This window comes from Sinanaerobacter chloroacetimidivorans (assembly GCF_018128545.1).
GTDB lineage: Bacteria > Bacillota > Clostridia > Peptostreptococcales > Anaerovoracaceae > Sinanaerobacter > Sinanaerobacter chloroacetimidivorans.
This window is the reverse complement of sequence record NZ_JAGSND010000006.1, coordinates 81,317-96,620: the sequence shown is the minus strand read 5'-3', so window position 1 is coordinate 96,620 and position 15,304 is coordinate 81,317. Positions and strand designations below refer to the sequence as shown.

Here is a 15,304-nt window from a genome sequence, read left to right as displayed (position 1 = left end):
TGCTGCTTGTTAGCTGTCGCTTTTATGATTTTGATTACAGGATGTACGTTTGATCCTGTATCAAAAAATCCGGAGGAGGCTATGGCTGAAAGCCGGCTGGTATATGCTGCTTCAGATGGGCTTTATTTGACCAATTTAACCGGGGAGACGCCAAATAAGGTGCTTGATGACAGAGGGCTGTCTTATCCGGTTTTCTCGGAGAAGGGCGACAGAATTATTTTCCGGAAAACGGTGAGAGAAAATAACTCCGATACATACATAGACCGAGTCACCATTTTTGTTTATGATATAGCCTCAGGGCAAAATATAATGCTTGGGGAGGAGGTTCTTTCCTATTGTGCGGGACCTGAAAATTCATTCTTGATATCCACAAAGGATGGGAAACTGCTGCAAGCTGATTTACATGTAACGAGCAGCGAAGGGAAAGAACTGCTGGAGTATGAAACAAGGGATCTCTCCCTCTGGCCGGAGGCGGTTTCTCAAAACCCTGATATTGCTATTACGTATGAGAACTTAAAAGCATCTCCGGATAAAAAATATCTTGCCTATAATGTTAACGTGCAGGATAACCGAATAGAAGACGGCAGAGAAGGAGGCTACTATTACAGCGGAGGTATGTACGTTCTGAATTTACCATCCGAGGAAGCTGTACTGGTGGTGAAGCCTATCCGATCCACGCCCGAAAGTCTTGGCAACAACCCGGAACCCGGCCCATGGTCACGGGACGGAACAATCCTGACTGTTTGGGATAAGCCTCAATCCGGGTCTCTCAGCGCGGATGGTGTGAATTGTCTGTTCTACCATGTCGATACGAAGAAGACCACCACCTTCGACAGCAGCCTGCTGGCTTACGATGAGAACATCAGCTTTTCCAGGAAGAACAATATCGCAGCACTGACCGGTTACGGCAGGGATATGTTTGCCGACAAGCGGATAGATGAAATTACAGATGTGAGCGGCAGCAGTGCCGTCTTTCATACCCTTCAGGAAATTTACAGAAAAGGACTTGTACCGGCTATGCCTCAGTTTTCGGCCGATGGGAAAACCCTTTACTTTGCAGCCATGAAAAAGACAGATCTGAAGGGTCTCGATGAAGGGCAATGGATGTCAGAGGATTATCAAAACGTTTATCCATTGAAAAGACAGCTTTATGCCATGGCGCTTAACGGATCCCGTGAAATCAGGGAAATCACCTCTGATCCTCAGTATCGCTGTGAAAGTCCCATCCTGTTAAATAATGAGAAATATCTGGTCTTTGGAAGGGCAAATGCCGAAGACTATGACGGTTCTATGAGCATCTGGATGGTTTCTGCAGACGGAAAAGATGAACGGCTGCTTGGAGAATGGCAGGAAGAGGAGTATAATGATGTTTGGATGAGTGATAAATATGACGATTACTATGGCAGAGGAAGCTGGCATGGTATATTTGCAATATACGATGCAACAAAATAATAGAAGACAAGGAGGACAAAATGTCCAGTGTGAAAACCAATGCGGTAAGATTGCTAGATGCAAAGAAAATAATTTATAGAGTTTATGAATACGATGCACCGGACGGGTTTCTAGACGGAGTCTCTGTTGCAAAAGCCACAGGGATGGATCCGAAAAGGGTATTCAAAACCCTGGTCACCCAGGGATCGGGGAAAGAAAATTATGTTTGTGTTATCCCCGTAGAAAAAGAATTGAATTTGAAAGCTGCCGCAAAACATTTTGGAGAGAAGAAGATAGAAATGATTCCGGCAAAGGACATCACGAAAATAACAGGGTATATCAAGGGAGGCTGTTCACCGGTGGGAATGAAAAAGCTGTTCCCAACTGTAATAGATAAAAGCGCTCAGGATTTGGATGCCATTGTTGTCAGTGGCGGCAAAGTAGGCCTGCAAATGGAGTTATCTGTGCCGGATCTCTTGAGAATGGTAAACGGCAGCCTTGCAGACATTACTGTCAGTATCGGAGAGTCTTAAAAAACAGCTGGAAACAAAGAAGCATAAGTTAAAAACAAAAATAATGATAAAACAAGGTAAACAGCCGGAAATGACGATGCATTTCCGGCTGCTTTATAGCTGAATGTGTATAAGGAGTTTCTAAGTATAATTTATTTTCCCTTGTTCTTTTCCTGAATTTCCTTTTCCAAATCCTCATACACACGGCATGAGCTTCCTTGTGAACAACCGGAACAACCGCCCGCGCAGCCTCCGTTCTTCTGGTTCTTAATAACCTGTCGGACCGCAAAAATAACTGCGATCAAGACTAATCCACCGATAATAAAATCTACCATAAAGCTGCCCTCCTATTCACTTTATTTTATTTAATTCTTTTCAGTTGATACTTCTGAAATTTCCATATAATCTTTTGAGCTTCTGATCTTGTTTCCTATTGTGATAACCAGTCCGATCACAAGAAGCACTCCGAAGATGATAAAGACGATATTGCCGTTTACTACATCGCTCTCTGCCGCCTTCTCCATAAGACTGATATCAAGAGCGGTTTTCGTAACATAAGAAGTTCCTTTAAAGATGATGTTTCCAATCACATTAATCAGCAATGCAACGACATATGCTACCCCGGTCTGATAACCTACTGCAAATAAGGTCCATTTCCAACTGCCGTACTCGGCTTTCATTGCACCGATAGCGGCGGCACAAGGTGCAGAGAACAAGATGAACATCATGAAGGCAAAGGCTGTAACCTGGCTGAACATGATGGGAATAATTGTACCCACCGATGCAAAAGTGGCAACCACAACTTCTTTTGCAACAAGGCCTGTAATGGCGGCAACCGGTGCTGCCCAGGTATCTCCGAATCCTAAAGGAATAAATACCCATCTTATTGCGTTTCCAATCTGTGCAAGAATACTATTTTCGATAGCTTCCGGCCCTACGTAGCCTGTGAAGCTGAAATTCTGCAGGAACCATATAATCGCACAGGCTGCAAATAAAATCGTTCCGGCCTTTTTGATAAAGGATTTCGCTTTTTCCCACATATGAATGGTAACGCCCTTTAACTTCGGAATCTTATAAGTAGGCAATTCCATTACAAACGGCGCAGGATCGCCCGCAAAGAGCTTGAATTTCTTCAATATGATGCCGGATAGAATCACTCCTGTAATTCCGATGAGATAGATGGAAGGTCCAACCCAGGTCTGCTCCCTGAACATCATGGCAATGAACATGGCAAATACCGGTAGCTTTGCTCCGCAAGGTATAAAAGGTGTCAGCATAATGGTCATTCTTCTGTCTCTTTCGATCTCGATGGTACGGCTGGCCATTACCCCGGGAATCGAACATCCGGTTCCGATGAGCATAGGGATGAAGGACTTGCCGGATAATCCGAATCTGCGGAAGATCCGGTCCATGATAAAGGCTACACGAGCCATATAACCGCTGTCCTCCAGCAAGGACAGGAAGAAGAACAAAATCATAAGCTGAGGCACGAAGGTGAAGATCGCTCCCAGGCTGCCGATTATCCCATTGAGAACCAGATCCATCGTCCAATCAGCTGCTCCCAGGCTCACCAGCAAGGTCTCGGCACCGCCCTGAATCCAACCGAAGAGACTTTCCACCCATCCGATAGACATATCGCCGACGGTTACAATGGATATGTAGTAAATGATCCACATGCTGACGAAGAAGATTGGCAGTGCCAGCCATCTGTTGGTAACGATTTTATCGATTTTATCAGAACCGGTATCCTCCTGAACACCATGTTTCTTCTTTACCGTTTTAGCAACCAGCTCCTGAATATAATCATAGCGTTTGCTTACTGCTTCCTCTTCCTGGTCGTCATCCAATTCACCGAAGGCCTCCTTCAGAAACAGAGGATCTACTTCAGATTTTGTTTTGAAATTGCCGATCTGTATGGCTTTAGCGATCAGTTCCTTTAAGCCTGTACCCTTCACCGCTGAGGTAGGGATTACTTCGCAGCCAAGCTCTGAAGACAGCTTGGCGAGATCAATCTTATCTCCTCTTTTCTCAACTACATCGTGCATGTTCAGTGCGATGATTACCGGTATTCCTACCATCTTTAATTGCATGGTCAGATACAGATTTCTTTCAATATTAGAACTGTCAACAATGTTTATGATGACATCCGGTTTTTCCTTTATTAGATAATCTCTAGTTATGACTTCCTCCAAAGTATAAGGGGAAAGGGAATAGATTCCCGGTAAATCCATAATGGTAACATCCTTATGCTTTTTCAGTTTTCCTTCTTTTTTTTCCACGGTAACGCCGGGCCAGTTACCTACATATTGAGAGCTGCCGGTAAGCTCATTAAACATTGTTGTCTTACCACTGTTGGGATTTCCGGCAAGTGCAATTGTAATACCCATGATCTTTTCCTTTCTTCTATAAGCTTGCAGCGGAATTGTTAGAATAGACTAACATGCCGACATAAAATATACAGAACTTCCATAGGTTCTGCGTCGTTCATCGCTTACTCAACTAAAATCTTTTCCGCATCTGATTTTCTGAGAGATAATTCATAGCCTCTGACGGTAACTTCAATGGGGTCTCCCAGAGGAGCCACTTTCTTAACAAAAACCTTTACACCTTTGGTGATGCCCATGTCCATAATTCTTCTTTTGACTGCGCCCTCACCGTCAAGTTTTACCACGGTAACTGTTTCGCCGAGAGGAGTACTCTTCAATGTTTTCATTTTGTGATCCTCCTGTTTTTCAATATAAAATGAAATAAATAATAAAACTAAACAACAATTCTGCGTGCCATGTTTTTATCCAGGGCAACACGTGTATCTTTAATGTTAAGAATCATATTACCGCCAATTTCTGAAACTACGGTTACAGAACTGCCTACAACAAAGCCCAGGCTTTCCAAAAATCGTTTGGTTTCATCCTGGCCGGTAATTCTCTTGATCGTATTTTTTTCGCCCGCTTTCATTAATGACAATGGCATAATAACAACCTCCTTAACTTTCATTTTGGTAACAGATAATTGGTTAGCTTTTGCTAACCTCAGTTACAGTTTACTACTGCTAACTCGTTTTTGTCAATAGAAATTCTAATATTTTTCTTTTTCTTGAAATTTGAAAAAGAATTTATTTTATGTTAATATATAGAAAATTGTAGATTTTTTTGGGGGTAAGATATGAGAATTCAGGAATCCGGCGAAAACTATCTGGAAACGATCTTAATACTGCAAAATAAGAACGGTTCGGTACGTTCCATTGATATCGCAAATGAGCTTGATTATACGAAAGCCAGCATCAGCAGGGCAATGGGCATTTTGAAAAAGGCAGGGCTCATAACGGTAGAAGAGGGCGGCAGCATCCATTTGACAGAGTCCGGCCAACAGAAGGCAGCCGAAGTTTATGAACGCCACCGGCTGATTGCAAAGTATTTGGTGAACGCCCTGGCCATCGATGAGGAAACGGCGGCTATGGACGCCTGCAGGATAGAACATGTAATAAGCCAGGAATCCTTTAAAAAAATTAAAGCATGGGTGGAAGAGCACCCTGGAGAGTAAGTCGATAAGAAAAATTTTATATTTACACACAGTATCGGATATGTGAAATAAAAGCCCCCAGGCAATTCAACCTGGGGGCTTTTATAAAGTGTGTATCTATTAAAAGAAGGAAAGTGCTCGCATGAGTATCTCCTGCTATGGTTTTATTGTAGAGCAGCTTTGTGTTGTTTTTGTGTAGATCGGGTGGAAAAAGGGTAAAATCATAAATAGGCGCTGCTGAACAAACCGGAAATTAAAAAATTTGTTCAGACCGGATGTAATCGATCACCTTCGCATTAAGAGCAAGGTTTTTTGCCCGATATATGGAAAAACCTTGCACTTAATGAATTCAGAAATGACTGGAATCGTTAATATGCCTTTTCTGAATTGTTCAGTAAGCCCTAAAAAGTCTTTTTTTATTTTGAATATTTTTCCTTGACTTGGTGCAGAATAGGAATATAATATGAAATTGAAAATCAATTTCATATTGGATGAAGCAAGGAGGAACCCGGTAATGAGTGCTGCAACCACTTATAAAACAAAACAAAAGGATTTGATATTAAACTGTTTAATCCAGAATAAAGATAAGCATGTTACGGTAGATGAGATTATTTTTTCTTTGAGGAAGGAAAAAGATGCGGTGGGTAAAACCACGGTTTATCGATATTTGGACAAGCTGGTTTCCCAGGGGACGGTACGGAAGTATTTTATTGAAGAAGGAGCCGGTGCCTGTTATCAATACATAGATACTCTGAATCAATGTCATGAGCATTTTCATTTGAAATGTGTGGATTGCGGTGAACTGATCCACCTGGAATGCAGATATCTTGATCAAATGTATGCCCATGTTTTATCAAATCACAATTTTCATATTGATCAATCCAAAACGGTTCTTTATGGAAAATGCAAAGGATGCTCAGAGAAAAACTAAAGGGGGATTTTATGAATAGAAAAGGAATCATGAGGGTTGCGGCCCTAGCTGTAATCTTAAGTCTTTTGCTGATCGGGTGCGGCTCGGACCCGGAAGAAATGCAGGTGAGCCGAAAAGACAGCACGAAAATCAATATTGTGGCGACGCTGTTTCCTCAATATGACTTTGCCAGGGCCATTGTCGGAGATAAAGCCGATGTTGTTCTGTTAATGCCGCCGGGAGTGGAAGCCCATTCCTTTGAGCCGACACCTTCGGATATCATATCAATAAACAATTCGGATTTGTTTCTCTATACCGGAAAGTATATGGAAGTGTGGTCGGACAGAATTATTCAGGGTATGGATAAAAGCAAGAGTGTGGTTGTTGATGTATCAGAGGGAATTGATCTCGTCAAGACAGAAGACATTGAAGCAGAGCATGAACACGAGCATGAGGACTTAGCAGAGAATGACGAGGAAGAAGGGGAAGAACATGAGCATGAACATGTTTATGATCCGCACATCTGGACCAGCCCTGTGATTGCAAAAGCAATGGTAAATAATATTTTGAATGCAATTTGCCGCATAGATCCGGATAATGCGGAATACTACAGTGACAATGCGGAAAAGTACCTCGGAGAATTGGATCAGCTGGACAAGGAATTCCGTGATATTGTGAAACAGGGAAAAAGAAACGAACTGATATTTGGCAGCAGGTTTGCCCTATATTATTTTGCACATGAGTATGGCCTGGATTATGAAGCCGCTTTCGATTCCTGTTCCACAGAGACGGAGCCCAGCGCTAAAACGGTGGCACATTTGATAGAGGAGATCAAGGAAGAGAAAATCCCGGTGATTTACTATGCAGAGATTGCGGAACCTAAAGTTGCGAAATCAATCAGTGAAGAAACCGGAGCTGAGATGCTGCTTTTTCATTCCTGCCATAATGTCACACGTGAAGAGATGAAGCAGGGGGCAACCTACTTATCCTTAATGAGGCAGAATGCAGATAATCTAAGGGAAGGGTTGAAATAAATGGCGCAGATCAGTTGTAATAATGTATCGATAGGGTATGACAGGAGGCTGGCGGTTGAAGATATCAGCTTTGATGTCCGCTCCGGAGATTATATCTGCATTGTAGGGGAAAACGGTTCGGGAAAATCCACACTGATGAAAGGGATACTGGGCTTGCTTCCTCTGAAATCGGGAGTCATAGCCTTCGGCGACGGTGTGAAACAAAATAAAGTAGGATATTTACCTCAACAGACCATAGTGCAGCGGGATTTTCCCGCATCTGTGTTTGAAGTGGTTCTGTCAGGCTGCTTAAACAGCAGAGGGCTGAAACCATTTTATTCTGTTAGGGAAAAGAAAACAGCCCTTGAAAATATGGAACAGTTGGGAATTGAGGAGCTGAAAAACAAGTCTTATAAAGCATTGTCGGGGGGACAGCAGCAAAGGGTATTGCTAGCAAGAGCACTCTGCGCTGCTGAGACTTTGCTTGTTCTGGACGAGCCTGTGACGGGGCTCGATCCCATTGCAACCGCGGACTTGTACGCATTGATAGAAAAACTGAATAAAGAGAAGGGTGTTACGGTTCTTATGGTTTCCCACGATGTCTATTCCGCGGTTGAGCATGCGGATAAAATTCTACATATCAATGGCGGAATGGAATTTTTCGGAACTACTGCCGACTATAAAAACTCTGCACCCGGGGTACGTTTCCTAAGAAAAAAACAGAACCCGTCTGTGGGAGGTGGCCGTCATGATTGATCTGATTCGGGAACTGCTCTCCTATAGCTTTATTGTTCGGGCACTTATTGTTGGGATGCTGGTTGCTCTTTGTTCTGCCTTGCTTGGCGTCAGCCTGGTATTAAAGCGATACTCTATGATCGGTGACGGACTGTCACATGTGGGTTTTGGAGCACTTTCGGTTGCCATGGCAATGAATCTTGCACCTTTGCAGGTTTCAGTTCCGGTGGTGGTGCTTGCTGCATTTTTACTGCTTAGAATCAGTGAAAACAGCAAAATTAAAGGGGATGCTGCAATTGCTCTGATTTCCAGCAGCTCCATTGCTTTGGGCGTAATCGTCACGTCCTTAACCACAGGGTTGAATACGGATGTATGCAACTTCCTTTTTGGAAGCATTCTGGCAATGAGCAAGAGCGATGTTTATCTCAGCATCGTTTTGTCTATTGTGGTTTTGGTGTTGTTTATCTTTTTTTACAACAAAATATTTGCGGTTACCTTTGATGAAGGGTTTGCAAAAGCTACGGGAACCAGGTCGGGGCTTTATAATATGCTCATTGCGTTTCTTACGGCGATAACCATCGTGGTTGGCATGAGAATCATGGGAGCGCTGCTTATCTCGAGCCTGATTATCTTTCCGGCTTTATCCTCCATGCGTGTTTTTACGAGCTTTAAGGGTGTTATCATCAGCTCTTCCGTTATTTCGGTGGTATGCTTCTTCTTTGGCACCCTGGCATCTTATACCTTTGATACCCCGGCGGGGGCAAGCATTGTGGCGGTAAATTTATTCGTTTTTGGCATTTGTTGTGCAATTGCGTTAATTAAAACAGGAGGCCGGGAACGAGGATGAATTATAAAAGCGATAAAAGTAAAGGCTGCCAAATTAGTCTCTTGATTCTGGCCCTGTTGGTTTTGCTCTTTTTCACAGGATGCAAGGAGAAAGAAAAAGAAGTCGTGACAGCGGAAAACGGCCTGCCGACGATGGAGATCTCCGAAGAAATGTTTGTCACACAGATAAACGACATTTATGTGAATACCGACGATTACATGAACAAGAATATTAAGCTCCAAGGATTTTATTTGATTTCAGAGTATGACGGAAAATACTATAATAATGTTGTACGAAACGGACCTGGCTGCTGCACTACCGATAGCCTTGCCGGGTTCGAATTTTACTGGGACGGGGATCTCCCCGAGGAAAATGACTGGATTGAAGTAGTGGGCACTCTCGAGTGGCTGGAGGAAGACGGAATTGAGTACTTATGCCTTAATCTAAGCAGTCTCACAGTTATGGAGGAAAGGGGCCTGGAGACGGTTACCCACTGATAAAAACAGCTCCGGATCCTATGTTCCGGAGCTTCATTCTTTTTTAGGATTTCAGCTGCATCACCGCCCATTCCGCGTTCTTCTGGCGGGCAGCTTCCATTTCGCTTTTTCCTGGCAGACAGCTTCCATTTCGCTTTTTCCTGGCGGGCAGCTTCCATTTCGCTTTCCCCCGGCGGGCGGCTTCCATTATTATTTATTCTGTCACTTTTTCTATTTTATCAACAATTTCATTTAAATAGTCTCCCTGCAGAAGTTCTATCATCCCCTTATCGCAAAGAGAAGCGATTTCAGGATTTAGCGGAAGTTTTGCAATCACTTGAATTCCGTATTCTTCTGCAATGGTATCTATGTGGCTGTCTCCGAATACTTTGATCTGCTTATGGCAGTCAGGACATTCCAGATAGGACATATTTTCTACCAGCCCCAGAATGGGGATATTCATCATATCTGCCATTTTTACGGCTTTTGAGACTATCATGGAGACCAATTCCTGAGGGGAAGTTACGATAACGATTCCATCGATCGGTAAAGACTGGAAGACCGTTAAAGATACATCACCTGTTCCCGGCGGCATATCAACAAACATATAATCAATATCACCCCATATGACATCAGTCCAGAATTGCTTCACCATTCCGGAGATAATCGGACCTCTCCAGATAACAGGATCCGTGTCGTTTTCAAGCAGGAGATTCACCGACATAATATCAATGCCGGTTTTGGTTTCGATCGGGAGGATTCCTAGTTCGTTAGCTACGGCTTTTTTCTTAATGCCAAAGGCTTTTGGAATGGAAGGGCCTGTAACGTCGGCATCCAGAATTGCTGTGCTATATCCCATCCGCCTCATGGATACTGCCAGCATAGAGGTTACCAAAGACTTGCCTACGCCTCCTTTTCCGCTGACAATACCGATTACTTTCTTAATATTACTGTAATCGTGAGGCTTTTCTACCAGACTTTTCGGCTGCTCTTCTCTTTCGCTGCAATCTTTATCACAGGTACTGCAGGTTTTGCTGCAATTTTCGCTCATTTTTATGCTCTCCTTTTATTGATTTTCATTTTAGCATATACTCGTTACGATTTTAGTATACTCTGTTTTGGACATATGTCAATAAACCCCCTGGTTTATTGTTGCCAAATATACTAAAAAAATGAAATCAATTATAGACTGTGATGACAACAATTTTTATGGCAGAACTTTCCTTTGCAGCTTTTTTCACAAGTTATATCCGGAGAGCCGCAGCTTGGGCAGACATATTCCTTATGTTTAATAGCATCCAGCTTTTCAAAGCTTTCCATCCATTCCTTGCCGCAGCCGGAACATTTTACCGGGCAGATGTTTCTGGTAAAGTTGCCGCCCTCTATCAAAATGGTTTTCCCATTTATCAGACTGTCGGCAATTTTTTCCCTTGCAGAAATCAGGATACGTTGAAAGGTAGGACGGGAAACTTCCATCCTGGAAGCACATTCTTCCTGTTCCAGTCCTTCCAGGTCCTTCAGCCTTATGGCCTCAAGCTCTTCCAGCTTTAAAACATTTTTCGGCAGTTCAGGGATGTCCTGCTCTGAAGGAACAAAGTAAGGGATTGCCGGTATATTCTCGATTTTTCTCCATTTTGTGGGTCTGGCCAATCTTATCAACTCCATTGAAAAATTTATATATTAAATGATTTATAATTAAATGATTTATATTTTACGTAAAGATCAAGACCAAAAGTCTGGTTATAGTTTATCGGGATTCAATTCTTCTGTCAACATTGGAAAAGAACCTTAATAAATTAAAGTAAAATCATTGATTCTTTGGAGTTCTCAAGTGATTAAATCACAGAAGGATCAGTCTGGATACGGTATAATAGGAGAAAATGAATCATAAGTAAGGAATAGAGGGAAATAACTATGAACAAATTTTTTCAAATCCATAAGGAAAATAATAATAAAGAATCTGCAAATGATAAGAATTTGGTGGTAAAGGTAAGCCGATGTCCTCAAAACCATCCCTGCCCGTCCGTTAGGATCTGTCCGGTAGGTGCATTGTCTCAGAAAGGAAATGCAGCGCCCGAGGTGAATGAGGATATCTGCATCAAATGCGGTAAATGCGTAAAGTTCTGTCCGATGAGGGCTCTTGCACTGGAATAAGGTTAGACCTTAAAGATAATTCTGGACTTCTTTTTGAGTTAAAAACAAACCAAAAGAAGTCCTTTTTCATATATTGTAGTATTCGATTCTTTAAGGAGACATATCAAATGGTTAACCGTAACCAGGAAGGGACAATTCCGGAAACACCCTACTTAATCACTCATGAGCAAATGAATATCATTATTGCATTCCTAAGATACTGGATGAATATTGCCTCTTGGACAAGAGCTTATTTACGTTCTACTGTCTATAATCTGCCGAATTTAGAGGCGATTGCAAATCAATTATACAGTGCGCCTTCAGATTTTTATGAAACGATAAGTCTATTTTATGGCACAAAAGTAGCACAGGATTTTGTAAACCATTTGACCAATTTTATTATCAGCGCCATGAATGTAATTGATGGCATGTATAAAGGAGATACGGAGCTGGTAAACACAAGTACAGCCCGATGGTATAGAAGTGCTGGTGAACTGGCATCATTCCTTTCTAAAATTAATATTTATTGGGACGAGAACATATGGAGAAATTTTCTGGATCAATATATCAAAACGACAATAGATGGAATCGTGGCTCAGATGCAAGGCAATTATGATCTGGAGAATACAATTTATAAAAAACTGGAGGATACGGCTGTTCTTATGGGCAGCTATATGGCAAAGGGGATTATTGCATCCGGAATGAGTCCTGCCAGGACCTGAAAACTAAAAAAGACTATGTGTAAAATAATTCAACAACATAGTCTATTTTTTGATGTTTTGCTCCTGCCAAACGCCTGAGCATGGATCAGGCGTTAAGCATGGACAGGATCGCCGACTTATGTTTTGCGCCTACTGCAGTTTGGATGACCTCACCGCCCTTCATGACAGCCAGCGTGGGAATGCTCATAATTTTAAACTTGGCGGCAAGCTCCGGTTGCTCATCTACATTGATCTTGCATACCTTAGCATCCTGGATTTCACTGGCAATTTCGTCAATAACCGGTGAAACCATTTTGCAGGGTCCGCACCAGGCTGCCCAGAAATCAAGTAATACCGGTTTATCAGATTGCAGAACCTCAGATTCAAAATTTTCTTTCGTAATTGTTAATGCACTCATTTTATTCAACTCCTTATTTATTATTATTAATAAGCAATAGCGATTTTGGTGAACAAATTAGAAAATATATTTATTATTATTTGTTCTATAATTCCATTATAATCATCTAAAAAATTCTATCTGTAACTAAATCACAAAAACTTTAATTATTTAAAAAAAATTTTTGATGGGTCTGGGAATATTACCATAGAATATTTACTAAGCTGCTGTTGGCTAAATTAGTATCAATTGAACACTGAGTTACCTTTCTGCTGTATTGCCAAGCCCATACTCTTCCGCCGCAATGAGGGGCCAACGGTCTATAATTTGGAGGATTCCAAGGACCGCTAGGTTCCAACTCCGGCTCGGCGCTCCATAATATATTCAGCATTTTTATTTTTTTATTTTCCTTTGCTGCATTACAAAACGCTTTACTAAAACCACCTGTCACCGGATCGTTGTAAATACCGCTTTTATATCCGCTTGTAAGTATTGCCTCCGTCCAACCTTGAATCCATTCGTGATCAATTTGAAAAAATCGCTCTATATTCGCAAATAATGGAGTACCTTTCGGTATTCCGAGATTTCGAGCATGAAATACTGCAAGATTTGCAGCTTCTCTTCCCTGCATATATCCTATTGCCTCTTGAAAAAAATTATAAATAGGTAATAATTTTATACCTTTACTTCGAATCAATGTGATTTCCTGTTTTGTTAGCCCTTCTGAAACACCAGGAACTCTTACCAGGTATCTTCCCCAAAATTTCGGATATCCGAAATTACACAAAACACATTGAAATAAATCTTCCGTTACATTCTCGGCGGAGTCAACCCCCCATTCGTAAATTGCCAATTCCAACACCCCCCTATACGCTATGCAGAGTACTTCGAAGAATTTTTCTTAAGATTACTTACTGAATATATTTTATTTTGGAATGCTTTGTTCAAAGCGAAAAAGATTCTCAGGATCGTATATTTGTTTAACATTCTTCAGCCTGGCGAAGTTATCTCCGAAGTATGCAGCAGGCCAATCAGGGATCAAGGAGTCGCAGTAGTTGCGAAATGCGCCGCGAGTATAGGGGAGCATAGAGGTACGAAATCGCTCGATCCATTGGATGTTTTTATCTGCTTCCGCATCTTGCTCCCAATAGGATTGGTATTGGATCACGAACAAGGCCTTACGATGCACGAATGACGTTGCATCGGCGCGTACTTGGCCAATCGCCCCCCCATAGGAGTCAAAGGCCGCCACATTAGCCGGGCCGGGTACGGTTTGCAGGTTATGAATCAGTATGTCTAGAGCTGCATCTGACAAAGGTTCGTAGGCATAGGCAGAAGAATTTTTAAATTTCTCTTGCTTTACGGGTCGTCCCGCGAACAAACGGGCTGCTTCGATCCAAGTAGTGGAATGGAACTCAGCGGTCTTGGGCCGAGTCGCCTCTTGCAGGGGGTGTAAAATCTGCCTGAGCTCTTGTTCTGAGCCGACAAATACGCCGCTGGAACGTAGATCGCCCTGATTTTGCGCAGGAAGTAATAGCAAAGAGGTTAGACGGAAATCGGTATGGGGAGCCCACATCTGCCAATAACGCACCACTTTTCTGAGGTCGGCAAAGTTCCATGTTATTCTGTAACGAGCGACATTCCCAATCGGATGAACTCGAAAGGTAAAGGATGTAATCACACCAAAGCTGCCGTCTCCCCCGCCGCGGCAGGCCCAAAATAGATTGCGATGTTGACTGTCATTGGCACGGATAATTTTGCCTTGCGCTGTAACCATTTCCACCTCAAGGAGGTTATCGCAGGTCATTCCAAATAGCCTGGATAACAATCCGTAGCCTCCTCCGAGTGTTATTCCGGATATACAGACTGTCGGACAAGTCCCGGCAGGGATGGTTACTCCTTGATCCCAAAGCGCTTGGTACAAAGGAAGCAAACGGAACCCTGCGCCTATCTGTGCTGTGCCGCGCTCTCTATTGACTTGCAGCGTTAGGAGCCCGCTGACATCAATGATGAGACCGCCGTTAACAAGGGAAAATGCTTCATAGCTGTGTCCGCCGCCACGGATGCGAAACGGGAGCCTGTGCTTACGTACCCATAGGATTGCATTGACAACGTCCTGAGTGACCCCACAGTAAACGATTATTTTAGGGAATTTGTTAAAGCGGCCGTTATAATTTTGTCTTGCTTCGTCATAGCCAGGTGAGCCTTGCAGGATTACACGCCCGGTCAGTCCTTCCATGTTTACCATAGGGTATACCTCCTTAAAATGTGAGACGCAGAGAGCTTTATACAAATCCTTATGCAAAATCAGAAGAAAAAGAACTGATGGACGAAATTCTATTTCTGGCCATGTGAGAAATTCAGGTGAACAGTTTTCTATTCAATTCTTGCTTTGTAAAGTCGGTTATGATAAAGTAATGGCATAGAAATAAGTACATAGCAAAGGATATTGGTGTGCGTAGTAGAAGCGCAATCAAATAATAGGGAATCGGGTGAAAGTCCTGAACAGTCCTGCTGCCGTATAGTCGGAAAACCTGCCAATATTCTGGAGCACCAGATGCTTCAAGCTGCAGCTTCACAGGCTATGGGGTATGCAGTCAATTAAGATGCTGTTGTTTCGCAATGATGCATCCTGCGTTTAGCCAGGATGC

At 42.6% G+C, this 15,304-nt stretch carries 19 protein-coding genes and 1 riboswitch; of the genes, 10 read left to right on the top strand and 9 right to left on the bottom strand.

The window, feature by feature from the left end; all coding sequences use genetic code 11:
- The first annotated feature begins 24 nt into the window (after positions 1-24).
- Both KCX82_RS10530 and ybaK read left to right on the top strand, forming a co-directional pair.
- Positions 25-1,452 carry a TolB-like translocation protein gene (locus tag KCX82_RS10530; protein WP_227018425.1) on the top strand — a complete coding sequence of 476 codons (1,428 nt, stop codon included), beginning with the start codon at positions 25-27 and terminating at the stop codon, positions 1,450-1,452.
- 20 nt (positions 1,453-1,472) lie between these two features.
- The gene (gene ybaK / locus KCX82_RS10525) at positions 1,473-1,964 is read left to right on the top strand and encodes a Cys-tRNA(Pro) deacylase (protein ID WP_227018424.1); all 492 of its coding nucleotides are present in this window, start codon (positions 1,473-1,475) and stop codon (positions 1,962-1,964) included.
- 131 nt (positions 1,965-2,095) lie between these two features.
- Here ybaK and KCX82_RS10520 read toward each other — a convergent pair whose 3' ends face one another.
- The 4 genes from KCX82_RS10520 to KCX82_RS10505 all read right to left on the bottom strand — a co-directional run bounded on the left by KCX82_RS10520 (position 2,096) and on the right by KCX82_RS10505 (position 4,913).
- Positions 2,096-2,278, bottom strand: coding sequence for a FeoB-associated Cys-rich membrane protein (locus tag KCX82_RS10520; protein ID WP_227018423.1), 183 nt, complete (start codon positions 2,276-2,278; stop codon positions 2,096-2,098).
- Between the two features lie 30 nt (positions 2,279-2,308).
- On the bottom strand, positions 2,309-4,330 hold the full coding sequence (gene feoB, locus KCX82_RS10515; RefSeq protein WP_227018422.1) for a ferrous iron transport protein B: 2,022 nt from the start codon (positions 4,328-4,330) through the stop codon (positions 2,309-2,311).
- Positions 4,331-4,434: 104 nt separating this feature from the next.
- Positions 4,435-4,656: a FeoA family protein gene (locus tag KCX82_RS10510; RefSeq protein WP_227018421.1), complete on the bottom strand. Its 222-nt coding sequence runs from the start codon at positions 4,654-4,656 to the stop codon at positions 4,435-4,437.
- A 47-nt stretch (positions 4,657-4,703) separates the two neighbouring features.
- On the bottom strand, positions 4,704-4,913 hold the full coding sequence (locus KCX82_RS10505; RefSeq protein WP_227018420.1) for a FeoA family protein: 210 nt from the start codon (positions 4,911-4,913) through the stop codon (positions 4,704-4,706).
- A gap of 192 nt (positions 4,914-5,105) precedes the next feature.
- Here KCX82_RS10505 and KCX82_RS10500 point away from each other — a divergent pair, with 192 nt between their 5' ends.
- The 6 genes from KCX82_RS10500 (at position 5,106) to KCX82_RS10475 (ending at position 9,443) form a co-directional block, all read left to right on the top strand.
- Positions 5,106-5,483, top strand: a complete 378-nt coding sequence (locus tag KCX82_RS10500) for a metal-dependent transcriptional regulator (RefSeq protein WP_227018419.1) — start codon at positions 5,106-5,108, stop codon at positions 5,481-5,483.
- Positions 5,484-5,976: 493 nt separating this feature from the next.
- Positions 5,977-6,393, top strand: coding sequence for a Fur family transcriptional regulator (locus KCX82_RS10495; RefSeq protein ID WP_227018418.1), 417 nt, complete (start codon positions 5,977-5,979; stop codon positions 6,391-6,393).
- Between the two features lie 11 nt (positions 6,394-6,404).
- Positions 6,405-7,406 (top strand): metal ABC transporter substrate-binding protein, encoded by a 1,002-nt coding sequence (locus KCX82_RS10490; protein ID WP_227018417.1) that lies wholly within the window; start codon positions 6,405-6,407, stop codon positions 7,404-7,406.
- Positions 7,407-8,141 carry a metal ABC transporter ATP-binding protein gene (locus KCX82_RS10485; RefSeq protein ID WP_227018416.1) on the top strand — a complete coding sequence of 245 codons (735 nt, stop codon included), beginning with the start codon at positions 7,407-7,409 and terminating at the stop codon, positions 8,139-8,141.
- Positions 8,134-8,967 carry a metal ABC transporter permease gene (locus KCX82_RS10480; RefSeq protein WP_264373250.1) on the top strand — a complete coding sequence of 278 codons (834 nt, stop codon included), beginning with the start codon at positions 8,134-8,136 and terminating at the stop codon, positions 8,965-8,967. Before KCX82_RS10485 ends, KCX82_RS10480 begins: the two co-directional genes overlap by 8 nt.
- Positions 8,964-9,443: a TIGR03943 family putative permease subunit gene (locus KCX82_RS10475; RefSeq protein ID WP_227018415.1), complete on the top strand. Its 480-nt coding sequence runs from the start codon at positions 8,964-8,966 to the stop codon at positions 9,441-9,443. The genes KCX82_RS10480 and KCX82_RS10475 overlap by 4 nt, the downstream gene beginning before the upstream one ends.
- A gap of 193 nt (positions 9,444-9,636) precedes the next feature.
- Here the strand turns inward: KCX82_RS10475 and KCX82_RS10470 are convergent, their stop codons facing one another.
- The gene (locus KCX82_RS10470) at positions 9,637-10,473 is read right to left on the bottom strand and encodes an Mrp/NBP35 family ATP-binding protein (protein WP_227018414.1); all 837 of its coding nucleotides are present in this window, start codon (positions 10,471-10,473) and stop codon (positions 9,637-9,639) included.
- A gap of 131 nt (positions 10,474-10,604) precedes the next feature.
- Entirely contained in the window at positions 10,605-11,072 is a 468-nt protein-coding gene (locus KCX82_RS10465) for a DUF134 domain-containing protein (protein WP_227018413.1), read from the bottom strand.
- A gap of 264 nt (positions 11,073-11,336) precedes the next feature.
- Here KCX82_RS10465 and KCX82_RS10460 point away from each other — a divergent pair, with 264 nt between their 5' ends.
- Together KCX82_RS10460 and KCX82_RS10455 are read left to right on the top strand one after the other, a co-directional pair.
- Positions 11,337-11,576, top strand: coding sequence for a 4Fe-4S binding protein (locus tag KCX82_RS10460; RefSeq protein WP_264373249.1), 240 nt, complete (start codon positions 11,337-11,339; stop codon positions 11,574-11,576).
- 107 nt (positions 11,577-11,683) lie between these two features.
- On the top strand, positions 11,684-12,277 hold the full coding sequence (locus tag KCX82_RS10455) for a hypothetical protein (protein ID WP_227018412.1): 594 nt from the start codon (positions 11,684-11,686) through the stop codon (positions 12,275-12,277).
- Positions 12,278-12,362: 85 nt separating this feature from the next.
- On the opposite strand, the gene trxA is transcribed toward KCX82_RS10455, so the two are convergent.
- The 3 genes from trxA to KCX82_RS10440 all read right to left on the bottom strand — a co-directional run bounded on the left by trxA (position 12,363) and on the right by KCX82_RS10440 (position 14,901).
- On the bottom strand, positions 12,363-12,674 hold the full coding sequence (gene trxA / locus KCX82_RS10450; protein WP_227018411.1) for a thioredoxin: 312 nt from the start codon (positions 12,672-12,674) through the stop codon (positions 12,363-12,365).
- A gap of 181 nt (positions 12,675-12,855) precedes the next feature.
- Complete coding sequence (locus KCX82_RS10445; protein ID WP_227018410.1) at positions 12,856-13,515, bottom strand: glycoside hydrolase domain-containing protein; 660 nt, start codon at positions 13,513-13,515, stop codon at positions 12,856-12,858.
- Positions 13,516-13,578: 63 nt separating this feature from the next.
- On the bottom strand, positions 13,579-14,901 hold the full coding sequence (locus KCX82_RS10440) for an FAD-binding oxidoreductase (RefSeq protein ID WP_227018409.1): 1,323 nt from the start codon (positions 14,899-14,901) through the stop codon (positions 13,579-13,581).
- A gap of 185 nt (positions 14,902-15,086) precedes the next feature.
- Positions 15,087-15,209: riboswitch (cobalamin riboswitch) on the top strand.
- Positions 15,210-15,304 lie beyond the last annotated feature (95 nt).